Annotated in this window: 18 protein-coding genes and 1 tRNA gene; 10 read left to right on the forward strand and 9 right to left on the reverse strand. The window is 70.4% G+C overall.

Annotation, left to right across the window (positions count from 1 at the left end):
* Positions 1-26: 26 nt before the first annotated feature.
* Positions 27-1,268: a PPE family protein gene (locus AWC30_RS07790; RefSeq protein ID WP_234807983.1), complete on the reverse strand. Its 1,242-nt coding sequence runs from the start codon at positions 1,266-1,268 to the stop codon at positions 27-29.
* A 396-nt stretch (positions 1,269-1,664) separates the two neighbouring features.
* Here AWC30_RS07790 and AWC30_RS07795 point away from each other — a divergent pair, with 396 nt between their 5' ends.
* From AWC30_RS07795 to AWC30_RS07815, 5 genes are all read left to right on the forward strand, one after another.
* Positions 1,665-1,979 (forward strand): DUF732 domain-containing protein, encoded by a 315-nt coding sequence (locus tag AWC30_RS07795; protein WP_085109614.1) that lies wholly within the window; start codon positions 1,665-1,667, stop codon positions 1,977-1,979.
* A gap of 86 nt (positions 1,980-2,065) precedes the next feature.
* Positions 2,066-2,139 (forward strand) — tRNA-Leu (locus AWC30_RS07800).
* A gap of 351 nt (positions 2,140-2,490) precedes the next feature.
* A complete protein-coding gene (locus tag AWC30_RS07805) occupies positions 2,491-3,579 on the forward strand; it encodes a YncE family protein (RefSeq protein ID WP_085109615.1) in 1,089 nt (362 codons plus the stop codon).
* A 64-nt stretch (positions 3,580-3,643) separates the two neighbouring features.
* Positions 3,644-4,702, forward strand: a complete 1,059-nt coding sequence (locus AWC30_RS07810; RefSeq protein ID WP_085109616.1) for an NAD(P)H-dependent amine dehydrogenase family protein — start codon at positions 3,644-3,646, stop codon at positions 4,700-4,702.
* 26 nt (positions 4,703-4,728) lie between these two features.
* Positions 4,729-5,583 carry a patatin-like phospholipase family protein gene (locus AWC30_RS07815; RefSeq protein ID WP_085109617.1) on the forward strand — a complete coding sequence of 285 codons (855 nt, stop codon included), beginning with the start codon at positions 4,729-4,731 and terminating at the stop codon, positions 5,581-5,583.
* A 23-nt stretch (positions 5,584-5,606) separates the two neighbouring features.
* On the opposite strand, the gene AWC30_RS07820 is transcribed toward AWC30_RS07815, so the two are convergent.
* On the reverse strand, positions 5,607-6,668 hold the full coding sequence (locus tag AWC30_RS07820) for a patatin-like phospholipase family protein (RefSeq protein ID WP_085109618.1): 1,062 nt from the start codon (positions 6,666-6,668) through the stop codon (positions 5,607-5,609).
* A gap of 53 nt (positions 6,669-6,721) precedes the next feature.
* Positions 6,722-7,078, reverse strand: a complete 357-nt coding sequence (gene lpqV / locus AWC30_RS07825) for a lipoprotein LpqV (protein ID WP_234807984.1) — start codon at positions 7,076-7,078, stop codon at positions 6,722-6,724.
* Positions 7,079-7,239: 161 nt separating this feature from the next.
* Here lpqV and AWC30_RS07830 point away from each other — a divergent pair, with 161 nt between their 5' ends.
* Both AWC30_RS07830 and AWC30_RS07835 read left to right on the forward strand, forming a co-directional pair.
* A complete protein-coding gene (locus AWC30_RS07830) occupies positions 7,240-7,728 on the forward strand; it encodes a cysteine dioxygenase (protein WP_085109619.1) in 489 nt (162 codons plus the stop codon).
* Positions 7,725-8,117 carry a rhodanese-like domain-containing protein gene (locus AWC30_RS07835; RefSeq protein ID WP_085109620.1) on the forward strand — a complete coding sequence of 131 codons (393 nt, stop codon included), beginning with the start codon at positions 7,725-7,727 and terminating at the stop codon, positions 8,115-8,117. The genes AWC30_RS07830 and AWC30_RS07835 overlap by 4 nt, the downstream gene beginning before the upstream one ends.
* A gap of 34 nt (positions 8,118-8,151) precedes the next feature.
* On the opposite strand, the gene AWC30_RS07840 is transcribed toward AWC30_RS07835, so the two are convergent.
* The 4 genes from AWC30_RS07840 to AWC30_RS07855 are packed head-to-tail and all read right to left on the reverse strand — an operon-like array spanning position 8,152 to position 12,080.
* Positions 8,152-8,574: a hypothetical protein gene (locus AWC30_RS07840; protein ID WP_133053672.1), complete on the reverse strand. Its 423-nt coding sequence runs from the start codon at positions 8,572-8,574 to the stop codon at positions 8,152-8,154.
* Positions 8,575-8,584: 10 nt separating this feature from the next.
* A complete protein-coding gene (locus AWC30_RS07845; protein ID WP_085109622.1) occupies positions 8,585-10,246 on the reverse strand; it encodes an alpha/beta hydrolase in 1,662 nt (553 codons plus the stop codon).
* A gap of 4 nt (positions 10,247-10,250) precedes the next feature.
* Positions 10,251-11,036 carry an enoyl-CoA hydratase gene (locus tag AWC30_RS07850; RefSeq protein ID WP_085109623.1) on the reverse strand — a complete coding sequence of 262 codons (786 nt, stop codon included), beginning with the start codon at positions 11,034-11,036 and terminating at the stop codon, positions 10,251-10,253.
* Between the two features lie 9 nt (positions 11,037-11,045).
* A complete protein-coding gene (locus AWC30_RS07855; RefSeq protein WP_085109624.1) occupies positions 11,046-12,080 on the reverse strand; it encodes an enoyl-CoA hydratase/isomerase family protein in 1,035 nt (344 codons plus the stop codon).
* Between the two features lie 146 nt (positions 12,081-12,226).
* Here AWC30_RS07855 and AWC30_RS07860 point away from each other — a divergent pair, with 146 nt between their 5' ends.
* Together AWC30_RS07860 and AWC30_RS07865 are read left to right on the forward strand one after the other, a co-directional pair.
* Positions 12,227-13,075: a Bax inhibitor-1/YccA family protein gene (locus AWC30_RS07860; protein WP_085109625.1), complete on the forward strand. Its 849-nt coding sequence runs from the start codon at positions 12,227-12,229 to the stop codon at positions 13,073-13,075.
* 121 nt (positions 13,076-13,196) lie between these two features.
* Positions 13,197-14,054, forward strand: coding sequence for an endonuclease domain-containing protein (locus AWC30_RS07865; RefSeq protein WP_085109626.1), 858 nt, complete (start codon positions 13,197-13,199; stop codon positions 14,052-14,054).
* Between the two features lie 71 nt (positions 14,055-14,125).
* Here AWC30_RS07865 and AWC30_RS07870 read toward each other — a convergent pair whose 3' ends face one another.
* Both AWC30_RS07870 and AWC30_RS07875 read right to left on the reverse strand, forming a co-directional pair.
* Positions 14,126-15,343, reverse strand: coding sequence for an acetyl-CoA C-acetyltransferase (locus AWC30_RS07870; protein WP_085109627.1), 1,218 nt, complete (start codon positions 15,341-15,343; stop codon positions 14,126-14,128).
* 54 nt (positions 15,344-15,397) lie between these two features.
* Entirely contained in the window at positions 15,398-16,318 is a 921-nt protein-coding gene (locus tag AWC30_RS07875) for an SGNH/GDSL hydrolase family protein (protein WP_085109628.1), read from the reverse strand.
* Positions 16,319-16,504: 186 nt separating this feature from the next.
* Between AWC30_RS07875 and AWC30_RS07880 the strand changes: the two genes are divergently transcribed.
* Entirely contained in the window at positions 16,505-17,536 is a 1,032-nt protein-coding gene (locus AWC30_RS07880) for an alpha/beta hydrolase (RefSeq protein WP_085109629.1), read from the forward strand.
* Positions 17,537-17,565: the final 29 nt, after the last annotated feature.

Consider the following 17,565-nt stretch of genomic DNA (forward strand, 5'->3'; position numbering starts at 1 on the left):
CCCGCCCGGTGTGGTCGCGGTCACGGCTAACCCGCCGCCGGGGTGTGCCGGACCACGGTCGGTGGGGTGGGTTTCAGACCGAACCGCGGCGCCGGGGTGTGCCCGAACGGGGCGTGGCCGGCCGCCCCGCTCATGCCCAGGCCGGCCGGGACGGTCATCACCCGGCCATCGGGCCCGATGACCTGGGTGGTGGGCGCGACGGCGGAGGCGAGGGTCGGCGCGGTGGCGTTCATCGGCGGTGCGGCCGCCGCCCAGGTCTGCGGCGCCGAAAGCCCCCCGATCGGGACGGCCTTGCCCATCGCCGCGCCCACCGGTGCGCTGGTGGCCGGCATCGCCTGATGCCAGCCCACGGTGGTGGCCGTGGTGGCGCCGGTCATGCTGCCGCCCAGGGCGCCCAGGTCGCCGAGCGGGCCTTCCGGGGCGAGCAGCGCCCCGAGGCCCCCGAACGGCCCGCCGAGACCACCGGCAGCGTTCTCACCGGTACCGGCGAAGTACCCGATCATGCTGGGCAGCAGGGTGGAGGGGATGTAGGCCAGGGCGGTGGTGAAACCCGAGGCGCCGCTGCTCAGGATCGTCGAGACGCCCGGGTCCGACAGCGCGGAACCCGGTGTCTGGGCGAAGGTTTGCAGCGCCTGCGGGATCGCGGAGACCAATTGGGTGGTGTAGTCGGTGGCCGGGCCGGCGACGGACTGGGTGGTGCTCGCCGCTTGGCGGGCCAACCCGGTCGGGTCGGTGTTCTGCCGGGGCGGGGCGAACGGCGTCATCTGCGTCGCAGCGGCCGAGCCGGCCGCGTAGCCGTACATGGCGGCGGCGTCCTGGGCCCACATCTGGCCGTACTGGGCTTCGCCTGCGGCGATCTCGGCGGTGTTCTGCCCGAAGGTGTTCCGGGCGATCAGCGATCGCACCAACGTGCGGTTCGCGGTCACCTGCGCCGGCGGGACCGTCAGCGCGTGGGCGGTCTCGTAGGCCTCGGCGGCGGCGCGGGCCTGGGTGGCGGCGAGTTTGGTCTGTGCGGCGACGGCCGCCAGCCACGCGGTGAACGGTGCCGCGGCGCGGGCCATCGCGGCAGCGGCGGGCCCGCGCCAGCCGCCACCGGTGAGGTTGGCGATGGCGGCCGTGTACCCGGAGGCCACGCTCTCCAGCTCGGCGGTGAGAGTCTCCCAGGCGGCGGCGGCCGCCACCATCGACGTCGAACCGGCGCCGGAATACATTCTGCTGGAATTCCACTCCGGGGGCAGCGCTCCGAAATCGATACCGATAGCCGACATCGGTGAATCCTTCGCTTGGCTGGCCGGAAACAGCAGGGCCAGCGGTGGATCGGCCGGCCGCGGCGCTGCGGTTGACCGGCGTGACCGTTTCACCCTGCACCAGGAAAACCGCCCCGGCGGACTCGGTAACCGGTATTTAACGCGTGGTCGGCAACTTGTAACACGGCCGACTCGGAACTGGCGTCGAAGCGGTTCCCGGAGTGAGCGCGGCCACTGTCGAAGCGCCGCGTCCGGGTCGGAACCGGTGTCGGACAACGGGTTCGGCGGGGTTGATGACGAGGCCGGTGAAGCGTCGAGTAACAGCTGTGACAGCGCGTAATGGACAGTTAACACGACGTTCGACGCAGGTAACACACGGTAATCCGGAAGTAATCGCGCCGCGCGAGCATGGTTCCCATGAAACGCCACCTGCTCCTCGCCGGCGTCGCCGCGACGATGATCGCGATCGCGGCACCGGCCCACGCCGATCCCACGGCACCGGACACAGGTGACGCCGGGTTCCTGGCGGCACTGGATCAGGCCGGTGTCCACCACAACGGACCGGCCCAGGCGGTCGCCGCCGGCCGAGCGGTCTGCCGATTGATGGACGGTGGTTTGTCGCCGGTCGACACGGTCAACGCGGTGCGTTCGACCAACCCGGGTTTCTCCGTGCAGCAGTCCGCGGTGTTCGCCGGCGTGGCCGCCACCGCCTACTGCCCGCAACACCTCTGACCGGCGCCCTTCCGCGCCTCGGGCCGCGGCGCTCGCGGTACCGTTGCCGTGCGCCGGCCATCCCCGTTGCCTGCGCCGTCGCGGTGGCCCCTATAGCCCAATTGGCAGAGGCAGCGGACTTAAAATCCGCACAGTGTGGGTTCGAGTCCCACTGGGGGCACGCGCAAGCGCCGGATACCGCAACGCGCGCAATCGTGACCAAGTCGGCGCTGTGATCTATCCCTCACCGAAAGCCGGTGGATTGTTGTTTGTGAAACAAAAAGCAGCGCGTTCTCCATTGATGAGCTAGTTAGCTGTTAGGTACCCCGTAGCAGGTGGCACACATTCATATGCATAGCTGACCACTATTGTTGAACATCGATGTCGATAACGGCGAAATCCGTCCTTGTTCCCGAAACGGCAAAAGTGTGACGTACGTTAAATTGACCAGAATTCATCCCGAATTCCGCCATTAGACTCGTCCGAGAACATTTCCGACGCAAGCGAAACGATGGCGAGGATTGTGACTGCTGTGACGAATACCGACGACACCACCGGCGGTGTGGCGCTGGCCGAACCGGTCGCCCACCCGCAGCTGCTGGGGCCGCTGGCCGCGATGGTCCACGACATCGACGCACTGATGGCCCCCGAGCAGGCGCCGCTCGTCACTCCGCCCGCCTTCCACGCGGCGGTGGCCGACCGGATCGGTGCCGCCGGCTCAGCGCCCGCGGCGATGACCCTCAGCCCGGACCGCAGCCGGCTCTACGTCGCCAGCTGCGGAGATGACTCCATCTGGGTGATCGGCACCGACACGTTCGACGTCCTCGACGTCATCACCGGCGTCACCGAACCGTACGCGCTGGCCGCCACCGACACCGCGGTGTTCGCGAGCAGCGGTTCGGCCGCCTGCGACGCCATCACCGTCATCGACGCGGCCACCAACACCGTCGCCGCGACGCTGCCGCAGCCGCGCAACGTCAACGACCTCGCGGTTGCCGGCGAACTGCTGTACGTCACCCGGGCCGACGCGACCGGCGCCGACATCGCGGTGATCGATCCGGCGACCGGCGCCACCGACACCATCGAGCTGACCGATCAGCCGGGCGTGGTCGCCGACTGCATGGCCGTCAGCCCAGACGGCCGCCTGCTCTACGTCGCGGTGCAACAGCCCGCCAGCAGCCGGATCGCGGTCATCGACACCGTCGGCCGGTTCGTCGTCGGCAGCTTCGCCGCCGGCGCGCCGGTGCGCGGCATCGCGGTCAGCGCCGACGGCGCCACCCTCTACCTCGCCGAGTGCGACGCGACCCTGGGCGGCGTCGTGGAGATCCTCGACGCCCGCACCGCGACGGTCATCGACGCGGTGCACCTCGGCGGTCTGCTCACCCACTTGGCGCTCAGCCGGGACGGGCAGCGCGCCCTGGTGGTCAACGGCGACGCGGTCAGCGTGCTGTGCCTGCGGTCGCGCGAGATCATCGGCTCCATCACGACCGGCGGTCAGCCGGCGTGCGTGGTCGCCAGCCGCGACGGCCTCTACATCGCCGACTACGCCGGGGCGGTGACCGCGGTGACGACCACCGCGACCGACCGGCGTGCCCCGGCAAGCCTGCAGCGCGCCGGCTGAGCACCGCTACGCTGAGGGCGCCGACGAGGCGACCGCGGCGTAGCGACTCCGGAAAGGCGACCAGGTGGCATTACGGGTAGTGCAGTGGGCGACCGGTTCGGTCGGAATCGCGGCCGTCAAGGGCATCCTGGAGCACCCCGAGTTGGAACTGGTCGGCTGCTGGGTGCACTCGGAGGCCAAGAGCGGCAAAGACGTCGGTGAGATCATCGACTCCGGGCCGCTCGGTGTCACCGCCACCAACCGGACCGAGGACATCCTGGACCTCGACGCCGACGCGGTCATCTACGCGCCCATGCTGCCCAACGTCGACGACGTGATCGCGTTGCTGCGCTCGGGGAAGAACGTCATCACCCCCGTCGGCTGGTTCTACCCGGGCCGCACGGAGGCCGCCCCGCTGGAGGAGGCGGCCCGAGCCGGCAACGTCACGCTGCACGGCGCCGGCATCGGGCCGGGCGCGGCCACCGAACTGTTCCCGCTGCTGCTGTCGGTGATGTCTACCGGCATCACCTTTCTGCGCGCCGAGGAATTCTCCGACCTGCGAACCTACGGCGCCCCCGACGTCCTGCGGCACGTGATGGGCTTCGGCGGCAGCCCCGAGACCGCGCTGACCGGACCCATGCAGAAGTTGCTCGACGGCGGGTTCATCCAGTCGGTGCGGCTCTGCGTCGACCGACTGGGATTCGCCGCGGAGCCGAAAGTCCGTACCTCCCAAGAGGTCGCGGTGGCCACCGGTCCGATCGACTCGCCGATCGGCACCATCGAAGCCGGCCAGGTCGCCGCTCGGCGCTTCCACTGGGAGGCGCTGGTCGGTGACACCGTCGTGGTGCGGATCACCGTCAACTGGCTGATGGGCGAGGAGAACCTCGACCCGCCATGGACGTTCGGTCCGGCGGGAGAACGCTACGAGATGGAGGTGCGCGGCAACCCGGACACCTTCGTCACGGTCAAGGGCTGGCAGCCGGAGAGTGTCGCCGAAGGCCTGGACAGCAACCCCGGCATCGTGGCCACCGCCGCCCACTGCGTCAACGCGGTACCGGCCACCTGCGCCGCGGCGCCCGGCGTGCAGGGCTTCTTCGATCTCCCGCCGATCACCGGCCGGGCCGCGCCGCATCTGGCCCGCTGAGGAGCACGTCGACAATCGGAGGTGGGATGACTCGCGCACTCGTACTGGCAGGCGGTGGGGTCACCGGAATCGCTTGGGAAACAGGGGTTCTGTACGGAATCCTGGAAGTCGAGCCCGAGGTCGGCCGGCGGCTGCTCGACTCCGATGTGCTGGTGGGCACCTCGGCCGGCTCCGCGGTGGCCGCACAGCTCGGCAGCGGAGCGGCCCTCGCCGACCTGTTCGACCGCCAGGTGGCCGCGGAGTCCGCGGAACTCGACCCGGGCGTGAGCGGCGACGAGGTCGCCGAGCTGTTCCTCGCCGCGATGCTCAAACCGGACTCCTCCACCCGCGACAAGCTGCGCGACATGGGCGCGGTGGCGCTGTCCGCCGAGACGGTCGCCGAACCGGTGCGCCGCGCGGTGATCGCCGTCCGTCTGCCGAGCCACGACTGGCCGGACCGGGCGCTGCGCATCACCGCGATCGACATCGCCACCGCCGACCTGGTGGTGTTCGACCGGACCAGCGGCGTCGAACTCGTCGACGCCGTGGCCGCCAGTTGCTCGGTGCCCGGGGTGTGGCCGCCGGTGACCATCGGCGAGCGGCGTTACATGGACGGCGGCGTGGCCAGCAGCGTCAACCTGGGCGTCGCCCACGACTGCGACACCGCGGTGGTGCTGGTGCCCGCCGGTGAAGACGCCCCGGCGCCGTTCGGGGCCGGCCCGGCCGACGAGATCGCGGCCTTTCCGGGCCGCGCCTTCGGGGTCTTCGCCGACGCCGACTCGCTGGCGGCCTTCGGCTCCAACGTGCTGGACCCGTCGGCGCGGATCGGCGCGGCCCGCGCCGGTCGCGAGCAGGGCCGCCGGGTCGCCGACTCGGTCGGCGCTTTCCTCGAGCTGGACTGAGCGGCCGGGCCGACGCCGCCGACTCAGATGTCGATGGTGGTCACCGTGGGCTGGTCCAGAGCGTAGATCTCCAGCGCGTGAGCGGTCAGTTCGCGGCCCACGTCGATCATCTCCGCGGCGCGGTGGAAGTCCAGGCTCTTGCAGGCCGAGCGCGGCACCTCGATCATCAGATCCGGCGGATAGGCGGCGATGAGGTGACGGGCCAGCGCCGCCTGCGCGATGTCGATGGTGCGGTTCATCACGTCGAAACTGCCCAACTTCGGGGCGGGCGGCGCGGAACCCTCCTCGCCCCCTTCGGCTTTGACCATCTTCTCCTCCGACGGCGGCTCCGCCGGGCCGTCGGAGGAAACGGTCTTGTCGGAGTCGTCGGACTCGGCCAGGGAGATCCCGAACCGGTCGAGCACCGCCCGGGCCGTCGGCCGGTCGAGCAGGGAACGGACCGCGTTGGTGTCGAGGAAAGCGGTGGTGCTGCGCATCACCCGGTTCAGCCAGTCCGAGTCCGGGTTCTCCTCCGGCTCCCCGTCGCCGGCGCCGCTGCCGTTGATGCTGACCGCGATCGTCAGGTCGGCGTTGGTCGCCGCGATCGGCGCCATCGGCACCGGGTCGAGGATCCCGCCGTCGGCGAGGAGGCGGCCGTCGAGGACGTGCGGGGCGATCACGCCCGGGATGGCGATCGAGGCCCGGATCGCCGCATCGACCGGGCCGCGTTGCAGCCACACCGATTTCCCGGCGATCAGGTCGGTGGCCACCGCGGTGTAGGGGATCGGCAGGTCCTCGATGGTGACCTCGCCGAGGATCTCGCGCACGGTGTCGAGGATCTTCTCCGCGCGCAGGATTCCCGCCGCCGAGATCGACGGGTCCAGCAGACGTAGCACCGCACCCTGGGTCAGCTCGGTGGCCCACTCGGTGAATTCGTCGAGCCTTCCGGCGGCGTGCAGTCCGCCGACGAGTGCGCCCATCGAGGACCCGGAGACGCCGACCACCTCGTAGCCGCGGTCCTGAAGTTCGGCGATCACCCCGATGTGGGCGTAGCCGCGGGCCCCGCCGCTGCCCAGGGCCAGCGCGACCCGAGATCTTGACGTCATAGCCCTGCCATCATCGGGTTTTACCCGGCGTGATTCAAAATCGTCGCGGGCCGTTACCCGCAGGCTTCGTCGGCCGCCGCCCGCACCGCCACGATCAGCGCCGACTGCCGCTCGGGGCTCAGGTCGCTCCAGGAGGTGTCCCAGGTCCCGGCATCGGCCTCGCCGGACTCCTGAACCTTCTTCAGATAGGCCTCGATCAGACCGTCCCGGTCGCCGTCCTGGCCGTCCATCCACGCCCTGGCCTGCAGGCATGCCGCGATGTACTCCTCCTCGGTGGAGGCGGCCGGGGCGTTGACCTCGGTGGTCACCCCGTCGGGGGAGACCGCCGCCTCGCCGGGTCCCAGCGGGGCCGGCGGGGCGGAACGGCTGTGGTCGGCTGCACATCCGGTCAGCGCCAGCGATCCGGTCACGATCACCGCGATCGATCGCCCGCAGCGGGAGAACCCGCGGCTGCGGAGGCTGCCGGACTCGGTAGTATCGCGTTCGTGACGAAGCGAGTCGGGCAGTTGGAGTGTTGTCGGTCCTAGACCGTCCCCGTTCCTGTCTCGTTCCTTCATTCCGGGAGTCTCCCATGAGTTCGACCCTCACCGCCGTCCGCTTGCCCGACCTGCTGCGGGCCACCGATTTCGCCGCGGACGACGTCCTGCGCGGCCACCACGACCGTCTGCTGCCGCCCGGCGGTCTGCCCACCGACGACCGCTGGTTCGCCCGCCTGCCCAGCACGCCCGACATCGACCTGTGGCTGATCAGCTGGGTGCCGGGCCATCCCACCGAGCTGCACGATCACGCCGGATCGTTGGGGGCGTTGACCGTACTCTCCGGTGCCCTCGACGAATTTCGTTGGGACAGAACGCGATTGCGTCGACGTCGGTTGCGCGCCGGTGATCAGGCCGCGTTCCCGCACACTTGGGTGCACGACGTGGTCGGCGCCTCCACCGGCGCGACCCTCAGTGTCCACGCCTATTCGCCGCCGCTGAGTGCGATGTCCTACTACGAGATCCGATCCGGGCAGCTGCGCCGAACCCGCACCGAGCAGACCGCCCACCCGGAGGCGTCGTGACCAGCCGCATCGACGCCGTGCTGGACGCCGCCCGGGCCCGGCTGGACCGGCTGGCGCCGGCCGAGGTACCCGCTGCGCTGCGCCGCGGCGCCCATCTGGTGGACATCCGGCCCGCCGCGCAACGGCAACGGGAGGGTGCGGTGCCCGCGGCACTGGTCATCGAACGCAACGTGCTGGAGTGGCGCTGCGACCCGACCAGCGACGCCCGGCTGCCGCAGGCCGTCAACGACGATGTCGAGTGGGTGATCGTCTGCTCGGAGGGCTACACCTCCAGCCTGGCCGCGGCCGCGCTGCTGGATCTGGGCCTGCACCGGGCAACCGACGTCGCCGGCGGGTACCACGCGCTGGCCGCGGCGAACGTGTTGGCCGACCTCGCGGCGCTGCGCTGAGCCGCTCGCCTTACGGCTCGTTGCTCAATCCCCGTTACTCAGGGGCGTCCGGCGCGGAGTGCTTCGGCAGCTTCGGGACGTGCGGAACGTGCGGCACATGGGGCAGGCTGGGGACCTTCGGGTATTTCGTCGGCAGCTTCGGGTGGTGCGGGGGCGCGGCATCCGGCTCGGGCTCGGGCTCGGGCGGCAAGGCATCCTCGGGTGCGACGCAGTCGGGATGCAGCGGGTCGGCGACGCAATCGACCGGAAGTGCGGGAGCGCAGGCCGGATCAGCCGGGTCGAGGTCGCAGTCCGGCATGTCCGGCTCGTCGACGACCACCGGAACAGGCGCCGGCGACGCCTGCGCCGCGGTGGCCGCACCCAACGCCACGCCCAACGCGCCCGAAATCATCAGGGCCGCAGCCGACGTCACAGCCCACACCGGAGCCCACCCGGCCCACTTCACCCGGTTGTCCACGCCGCACACCTTAGCCCGGCGCGTTCAGCAGCGGGCGCAGTCGCTCGGTCTTGTCGTGGGTCCAGCCCGGCGGGCGCAGGATCGCCGCCCACGCATCGGCGACGTCCTGCACGTAGTGGTGGCCGTGGCCGGGTGGCACGTCGAGGGCCACCGCCATATCCGCGGAGACCTGCAGGAACGTCACCACCGGGATCCACCGGATCTCCGGCAGCACGTCGACCCCGTGCTCCTCGGCGAGCCACGCCGGTTTGCGGAACAGCAGGTCGGGGCTCCACCAGGCGATCGGGTCGGAGGCGTGCTGCAGGTAGACCACCCGTGGCTCGTCCCAGGGGGCGTCGGGCCGATGCAGGTCGTCGGGCCGAGCGACGAAGCGCACGTTGCGGCCGTGCTGGTAGGTCGGCAACCACTCCGGCGATCCGGCGTCGCGGTTCTCGGTCAGATCCGTCCAGATCGTGTTCTGGAAGGTCGGGCCGGAGAACAGCGCCCCGTCGGTGCGGGCCAGCACGTTGTTGAGGTTCATGAACGGCGCCTCACCGCCGAACGACCCCAGGCTCTCCCCGAACACCACCAGCTTGGGCCTGCTGTCCTCCGGCATCGCCCGCACCAGGGCGTCGACCGCCTCGAACAGCATGGTGCCGGCCTGCCGGGCGTTCTCCTTGTCGACCAGGAACGACAGCCAGCTGGGCAGGAACGAATACTGCATGCTGACGATCGCGGTGTCGCCGTTGTACAGATACTCCAGCGCGGTGGCCTCCGCCTCGTTGATCCAGCCGGTGCCGGTCGTGGTCGCCACCGCGACCACCTTGCGGTTCAGCCCGCCGGTGCGCTTCAGCTCCCGGGCCGCCAACTCGGCGGCCGCGGCCATCCCGTCCGCAGAGTTCAACCCGGCGTAGACCCGGATCGGCTCGGTCGCCGCGGACCCGTTGAACGCGGAGAGTTGCTGCACCGACGGGCCGCTCTCGACGAAGATGCGGCCCTGGTGCCCGAGGGACTCCCAGGTCACCAGCGAGCCCGGCCCGCCCGAACGCAGCGGGCTGGTCGGGGCGGCGCTGTCGGGGTCCATCTCGTCGTTGACCGAGGCGAACGTGGTGTTCATGGTGTGCATCGCGGTGCGCACCACCACACCGTTGAGCAGCGCGATCGACAGCGCCACCAGCAGGCCGACCGCGACGACCTTCGACACCCGCGGCGGGGCGACCCGGTTGAGCTGGCCCACCAGGAACCGGAACAACCGCCGGGTCAGCTGACCCCCTTCGACGAGTGCGAACAGCACCAGCACGGACAGCACACCGGTGAGCGGGTAGCTCAGCCGGCCCAGGTGCGGCACCCCGATCAGGTCCCGCAGCCGGTCCTGCCAGACGTGGAACCAGACGATGGAGGCCACCATCCCGACCGCGCCGACCCCGGCCAGCACCAGCCAGGCCCAGCGCGGCGCGGACGGGCTGGACTGCCGTGACCGCAGGTAGCGCACCAGCCACACCGCGAACACGCCGAGGCCGTAGCCGATGGCGCCGGCGCCACCGCTGACCAGCCCCTGGAACAGCGGTCCACGGGGGAGCAGCGACGGGGTCAACGACAGCCAGATGAACACCAGCCCGACCGCGGTGCCGGTGAAGGTGTAATGCCGGACCCACCAGGCGGGCTTGGCCGGCGCGGCCTCGGTCGCCGTCACCGGGTCAGCGGTGGGTGAAGTTCGCCGGGCGCTTCTCGGTGAAGGCGGCCATTCCCTCGGACTGGTCCTCGGTGGCGAACGCCGAGTGGAACAGCCGCCGCTCGTACAGCAGGCCCTCGGCCAGCGTGCTCTCGAACGCCCGGTTGACCGCCTCCTTGGCCATCATCGACGCCGACAGCGACATCCCGGCGATGGTGGCGGCCACCGCCTTGGCCTCGTCGAGCAGGTCGTCGGCGGGGACCACCCGCGAGACCAGCCCGCTGCGTTCGGCTTCGGCCGCGTCGATGGTGCGGCCGGTCAGGATCAGGTCCATCGCCTTGGCCTTGCCGATCGCGCGGGTCAGTCGCTGGGAGCCGCCCATCCCGGGCAGCACGCCGAGCTTGATCTCGGGCTGGCCGAACTTGGCGGTGTCGGCGGCGATCAGCAGGTCGCACATCATCGCCAGTTCGCAGCCGCCGCCGAGGGCGTGCCCGGCGACCGCGGCGATCGTCGGGGTGCGCACCGCGGCCAGCTTGCCCCAGGCGGCGAAGAAGTCGGCGGCGAACACCTCGGCGAAGCTCAGCTCCGCCATCTCCTTGATGTCGGCGCCTGCGGCGAACGCCTTGGCGCTGCCGGTGATGATGATCGCGCCGACGCCCGGGTCGTTGTCGAGTTCGGTTGCCGCGCCGGTGACTTCGGCCATCACCTGACTGTTGAGGGCATTGAGCGCTTTCGGGCGGTTCAGCGTGATGGTGGCGACCCGGCCGTCGCGTTCCACCAGGATCGTCTCGTAGGTCTTCTCAGCGGACATGGTTCCTCCTTATAGGGCCAGGTCGGGTTGCGCCGGAGCGAAATACGCCTCGACGTCGGCTTCGGTCACCTCGGCCAGGGTGGCCGGCGCCCACTGCGGGTTGCGATCCTTGTCCACCAGTTGCGCGCGGATGCCCTCCACCAGATCGTGGGAGCGCAGCGACGCGCAGGACACCCGGAACTCCTGAACCAGCGCCGCCTCCAGGCTGTCGAGGGTGCGCGCCCGGCGCACCGCCTCCAGCGTCACCGACAGCGCGATCGGGGAGCGGGTGTCGATCAGCTCGGCGGCCTTGGTGGCGTCGGCATCGGAGTGCCCGCGCAGCGCGTCGAGGATCGCGGTGACGCTGTCGTGGGCGAAGCACTCGTCGATCCAGTCCCGCTGTGCGGCCAGCGGACTCGGCGGAGGCGTCTCGGTGAAGCGGTCCAGTGCCGCGGCCACCCCGTCGGCGGTGATGGCGGCGGTGAAGTCGGTGAGCCGGTCGTGGGGCACGTAGTGGTCGGCGAAGCCGAGCGCGATCGCGTCGGCCCCGGAGAACGGGGCGCCGGTGAGCCCGGCGTACAGGCCCAGGCCGCCGGGGGCGCGGGAGAGCAGATAGGTGCCGCCGACGTCGGGGATGAAGCCGATGCCGACCTCGGGCATCGCCACCCTGGAGGTGTCGGTGACGACCCGGGTGTTGGCGTGCGCGCCGACGCCGACGCCACCGCCCATCACGATGCCGTCCATCAACGACACATACGGTTTGGGGAACCGGCCGATCGCCGCGTTGAGCAGGTACTCGTCGTGCCAGAACGTGCGGGCGGCGGCGCCGTCGGCCTTGGCGCTGTGATAGATCGCCACCACGTCGCCGCCGGCGCACAGGCCGCGCTCACCGGCGCCGTCGAGCACCACCGCGCGGATCGCATCGTCGCGCTCCCACTCGCCGAGCACCTCGGTCATCACGTCGACCATGGTCTGGTTCAGCGAGTTGATCGCCTTCGGTCGGTTCAGGGTCAGAAAACCGACACCGTTGTCAACTCTGGTCAAGATGTCGTCGTCTACCGTCACACCATCGCAATCTAGATCCTTACCGCCCCCGGTTCGACCGCGGGTAAGGTCTAGCTGTGAACGGCCCGGGAACCAGCCTTGGCCGTCGATCGTTGACCAGCTGTTCGTCTAACCCGAACATCAGGCCATAGGAGAGGAATCCGACGGTGCGGGAGTCCAGTAACCCGGTATTTCGTTCGCTGCCCAAGCAGCAGGGCGGATACGCGCAGTTCGGCACCGGCGCCGCCGGTGCGGCACAACAAGTGCAGCTAGGCCAACAACTCGGCTACCAACAGCAGGCGCCCTACACCCCGCAGACCGGTGTCGCGCGGCCGATGACCATCGACGACGTGGTCACCAAGACCGGGATCACCCTCGGGGTGCTCTCCGCCGTCGCCGTCGTCTCGTACTTCCTGGTGCAGTCCAACATCGGCCTGGCCACCCCGTTCACCTTCATCGGTGCGTTCGGCGGGCTGGCGCTGGTGCTGGTCGCGACCTTCGGTCGCAAGCAGGACAACCCGGCGATCGTGCTGAGCTACGCCGCCCTGGAGGGGCTGTTCCTCGGCGCGATCTCGTTCCTGTTCGCCAACGTGATGGTCTCCGGCGCCAACGCCGGGGTGCTCATCGGCCAGGCGGTGATGGGGACCTTCGGGGTGTTCTTCGGGATGCTCGTCGTCTACAAGACCGGCGCCATCCGCGTCACGCCGAAGTTCACCCGCATGGTGGTCGCGGCGCTGTTCGGCGCGCTGGTGCTGATGCTGGGCAACCTGGTGCTGCACCTGTTCGGCATCGAGATGGGGCTGCGCAACGGCGGCCCGCTGGCGATCATCTTCTCGCTGGTCTGCATCGGTATCGCCGCGTTCAGCTTCCTGATCGACTTCGACGCCGCCGACCAGATGGTGCGCGCCGGGGCGCCGGAGAAGGCCGCCTGGGGCATCGCGCTGGGGCTGACGGTGACGCTGGTCTGGCTGTACATCGAGATCCTGCGCCTGCTCAGCTACTTCCAGAGCGACTAGCTTCCACCACCTCACCGTCGACTCTGCGCTGACCACGCACAAGTGCGAGTAGCACCCGTGGTCACCGCAGAGTCGACGTGTATCCGGGGAGGTTGTCCGACCGTGGCGGCACCATGCCGGCATGACGGGGGTGGGCCGGCGGCCGTTCCTCGGCTCGGAGGCCCGGGCCGGGGGCCTGCTCAGCTGGTATGAACTGGGCCGGTACTACACCGCGCTCTTCCCCGACGTCTACCTCGACAAGCGCGTCGCAGCGACGCTGGCCGATCGCATCGTCGCCGCCTGGCTGTGGTCGAGACGACACGCGGTGATCGCCGGTGCGGCCGCGGCCGCGCTGCATGGCGCCAGATGTGTCGATGCCGACACCGACGTCGAGTTGATCTGGCGTAACGCGCGGGCACCCGAGGGCGTCGTCACCCGGGCGGACGCGCTGCTCGACGGTGAGGTCCGCCGACTGCGCGGGCTACCGGTGACCACGGTCGAGCGCACGGCGTTCGACCTCGGCAGGCGCGGGAGCTTGGTCGCCGCGGTGGCGCGACTCGACGCGCTCGCGAACGCCACGCACGTCGACGCCGACGACGTCAGACGGCTGGTCGGCCGACACCCGGGCGCCCGCGGGTTGCGGCAACTGCACTGCGCCCTCGATCTCACCGACGGCAATGCGCAATCGCCCAGGGAGAGTCGGCTGCGGCTGCTGCTCGTCGAAGCGGGCTTTCCGCCACCGCGGACCCAGATCCCGGTCCTGGGCGCCGACGGCTACCCGCGCTACTACCTCGACATGGGGTGGGAGGACATCATGCTGGCCGTCGAATACGACGGCGAGCAGCACCGGGTCAGCCGCGAGCAGTTCCGCAAGGACGTCGAGCGTGCGGAGTTCCTACACCGGCGGGGCTGGACGCTCATCCGGGTGCTGGCCGACCACCGCGACAGCGAGATCGTCTGGCGGGTTCGGCGCGCCCGGGCCGCGCTGACTCTGCGTTGAGCAGACAAAAGTGCGAGTGCGTTGTGTGCTCAGCGCAGAGTCGTGGGTGATGCCCGGGCCGCGCGGGTGGCTCAGGAGAGCCGTTCGAGCACCATCGCCATGCCCTGACCGCCGCCGACGCACATCGTCTCGATGCCCAGCGTCTTGTCGTGGCTGGTCAGGTTGTTCAGCAGGGTCGCGGTGATGCGCGCGCCGGTCATCCCGAACGGGTGGCCGAGCGCGATCGCGCCGCCGGAGACGTTCAGCTTGTCCAAATCCATGCCCAGCTCGCGCGCGGAGCCGAGGACCTGCACCGCGAACGCCTCGTTGATCTCATAGAGGTCGATGTCGGAGATCGACATGCCCGCGATCCGCAGCGCCTTGCGGACCGCTTCGATCGGACCCAGGCCCATGATCTCGGGGGACAGGCCGCTCACTCCGGTGGACACGATCCGCGCCAGCGGGGTCAGGCCCAGCTCCTTGGCCTTGGTGTCGCTCATGATCAACAGCGCGGCCGCACCGTCGTTGAGCGGGCAGGCGTTGCCCGCGGTGATCGTGCCGTTGGGCCGGAACACCGGCTTGAGCTGCGACACCTTCTCGTAGGTGGTGCCCGCGCGCGGGCCGTCGTCGGTGTCGACGACGGTGCCGTCCGGCAGGGTCACCGGGACGATCTCCTTCGCGAAGTGGCCGTTCTTGATGGCCTCCTCGGCGCGGTTCTGGCTGCGCACCCCCCACTTGTCCTGCTCTTCGCGGCTGATCCCGGTGTGCAGCACGACGTTCTCGGCGGTCTGGCCCATCGCGATGTAGACGTCGGGGATGTTGCCGTCGTCGCGCGGGTCGTGCCACTCGGTGGCGCCCTCGGCCTGCTTGGCGGTGCGGGCCTGCGCCTCGTCGAACATCGAGTTCTTGCTGTTGGGCGCGCCGTCGGCGGCCCCGACACCGAACCGCGACACGGTCTCCACCCCGGCGGAGATGAACACGTCGCCCTCGCCGGCCTTGATCGCGTGGAACGCCATCCGGGTGGTCTGCAGCGACGACGAACAGTAGCGGTTCACGGTGGTGCCGGGCAGGAAGTCATAGCCGAGCTCGACGGCCACCGCCCGCCCGATGTTGTAGCCGGCCTCCCCGGCGGGCTGGGCGCAGCCCATCATCAGGTCGTCGATGTCGCGAGGGTCCAGCGCCGGCACCTTGTCCAGGGCGGCGCGCACCATCTGCGCGGCCAGGTCGTCGGGCCGCATGCTCACCAGCGACCCCTTGTTGGCGCGACCGATCGGCGAACGCGCGGTTGAAACGATGACGGCTTCCGGCACGATGGCTCCCTCCGTATGGGTCAGCCCGAAACTTGGGTGGAACCGAATCTATCGCTACCGCTCGGCGCTGCTGGCCACGGGGCAGCCGGCCAGCGGGTGACGCGCCGGCCGCGCCGGGGCGACCGCCGCGCGCCGCGGAGCCGGTTCGACGGCCGGGGGCGCCACCGCGGCGCGCGCCGCGCGCCGCAACGGGTCGCTGATCAGCGCGTAGCCAGCCGCCGACGGGTGATAGCGGTCGGGGGACAGCAGATGCGGGGCCCCGACGAACCGGCGTGCCAGGAGCTCGGCGAGCGGCACCACGACCCCGCCGGCCTCGGCGACCGCCACCGCCTGCGCCTTCGCCAGTTGCAGCCCGCGGGCGCGGGTCACCCAGCGCAGCGGCTGCGGGATCGCGGTGATGACGCCGAAATCGGGGCAGGTGCCGACGATGACGGCGGCGCCTTTGTCGCGCAGTTGCCGCACCACCAACCCCAGCCGGCGGGCCGAGGCGGCGATGCCGTTGACGGCGGTCACGTCGTTGGCGCCGATCAGGATCACCGCCACGTCCGGTGGCGGGCCTGCCACCAGCATGGCGTCGACCTGCCCGCACAGGCCCTTGGAGGTGGCCCCGACGATGGCTTTGGTGGACAGCTGGACGCGTCCGCCGGTCCAGTCGGCCAGGTCGCGGGCGATCAGCACCCCAGGGAGTTCGTCGGGGCGCCGGCAGCCGTACCCGGCGGCGGTGGAGTCACCGAACAGCATCAGGTGCAGATCGACGTCGTCGCCGCGCTGGAAGCGGCGCACCGGCCCGCCGCCGCGCCGGTAGACGCCGTCGGCACGGGGCGGCGGCGCCCAGGCCCTCGGGATGACCTGGCGCGCGTGGTCGGCCTGGCCGGTCAGCAGGGTCCGGGCCCCCACGAAGGCGGTGCCGGTGGAGGCGAGTGCACCCGCTGCGGCCAGCGCGACCGTAGATCGACGCGGCGCCCGTTTGTCCACGCCGTCAGTCTAAGAAACCTTTATGACATCTCTGACCAGCAACGATCACAGTCCAGAGCAAAAGTGATATCGAAACAGACTCGCTGGTTGTTGAAATAATTAATTGTGTCAGGCTAAGTTTGGCCGGGCTGGCCCCCGAGGGCTGGGCCGGGGGACACGGACTACATCGGCGTAGGAGTGTGACGCATGACCGCACCCAGTGAAGCAACCGTCATCCCGAGCCGGCTGCGCCGGCACGCCTACCCCGCCAGCGACGGCCTCCCGGTCGAGGTCACCGAGAGCGGCCCCAGCCTGCAGGCACGCGTGGTCGCGCTGGCGACCCGGATGACCATCCGCCCCACCCTCGCGGTCTTCGGCAACTTCCCGCACCTGCCCTGGCCCTGGGAGCTCGTCGACTTCGTCGCCAAGGCGCTGCTGCCCACCCCGGGCACGGTGCGGGTGACGGTGGACCTGCCGCACTGCGACGCCCAGTTGGTGCGCGCCGCCGGCGTGCTGCCCGCCGACGGCAACCGGCGGGTGGTGCTCTATCTGCACGGCGGCGCCTTCCTGACCTGCGGTGCCAACTCGCACAGCCGGGTGGTCAACGCGGTCTCGCAGTTCGCCGACTCCCCGGTGTTGGTGGTCAACTACCGGCTGATCCCCAAGGCGTCGATCGGTCAGGCCCTCGATGACTGCTATGACGGCTACCGCTGGTTGCGGCTGCGCGGCTACCAGCCCGACCAGATCGTGGTGGCCGGCGACTCCGCGGGCGGTTACCTGGCGATGGCGCTCGCCCAGCGGCTGGCCGCCGAGGAGGAGCAGCCGGCCGCACTGGTCACGCTGTCCCCGCTGCTGGAGCTGGACAAGAAACCCAAGCAGGCCCACCCGAACATCAAGACCGACGCGATGTTCCCGGCGAAGGCCTTCGACGCGCTGCTGTCGCTGGTCAGCCGCGCCGCCGCCAGGAACGTCGTCGACGGTGAGCCCGAGCAGCTCTACGAGCCGCTGGACCACATCACCCCGGACCTGCCGCGCACCCTGATCCACGTGTCCGGATCGGAGGTGTTGCTGCACGACGCGCAACTGGCCGCCCGCACGCTGGCGGCGGCCGGGGTGCCCACCGAGGTGCGGATCTGGCCGGGCCAGATCCACGACTTCCAACTGGCGGGCGGGTTCGTCCCGGAGGCGAAGCGCTCGCTGCGGCAGATCGGCGAATACATCCGCGAAGCCACCGGCTAATCGGCGTCCGCAGCGACCTGGGACGATGG

The organism is Mycolicibacillus trivialis (genome assembly GCF_002102395.1).
Taxonomy (GTDB): domain Bacteria; phylum Actinomycetota; class Actinomycetes; order Mycobacteriales; family Mycobacteriaceae; genus Mycobacterium; species Mycobacterium triviale.

Bases quoted from the DNA above. Each gene is read 5' to 3' on its own strand.
- AWC30_RS07790 (WP_234807983.1), bottom strand. From the start codon at position 1,268: ATGTCGGCTATCGGTATCGATTTCGGAGCGCTGCCCCCGGAGTGGAAT.
- AWC30_RS07795 (WP_085109614.1), top strand. From the start codon at position 1,665: ATGAAACGCCACCTGCTCCTCGCCGGCGTCGCCGCGACGATGATCGCG.
- AWC30_RS07815 (WP_085109617.1), top strand. From the start codon at position 4,729: ATGACTCGCGCACTCGTACTGGCAGGCGGTGGGGTCACCGGAATCGCT.
- AWC30_RS07820 (WP_085109618.1), bottom strand. From the start codon at position 6,668: ATGACGTCAAGATCTCGGGTCGCGCTGGCCCTGGGCAGCGGCGGGGCC.
- AWC30_RS07830 (WP_085109619.1), top strand. From the start codon at position 7,240: ATGAGTTCGACCCTCACCGCCGTCCGCTTGCCCGACCTGCTGCGGGCC.
- AWC30_RS07850 (WP_085109623.1), bottom strand. From the start codon at position 11,036: ATGTCCGCTGAGAAGACCTACGAGACGATCCTGGTGGAACGCGACGGC.
- AWC30_RS07865 (WP_085109626.1), top strand. From the start codon at position 13,197: ATGACGGGGGTGGGCCGGCGGCCGTTCCTCGGCTCGGAGGCCCGGGCC.
- AWC30_RS07880 (WP_085109629.1), top strand. From the start codon at position 16,505: ATGACCGCACCCAGTGAAGCAACCGTCATCCCGAGCCGGCTGCGCCGG.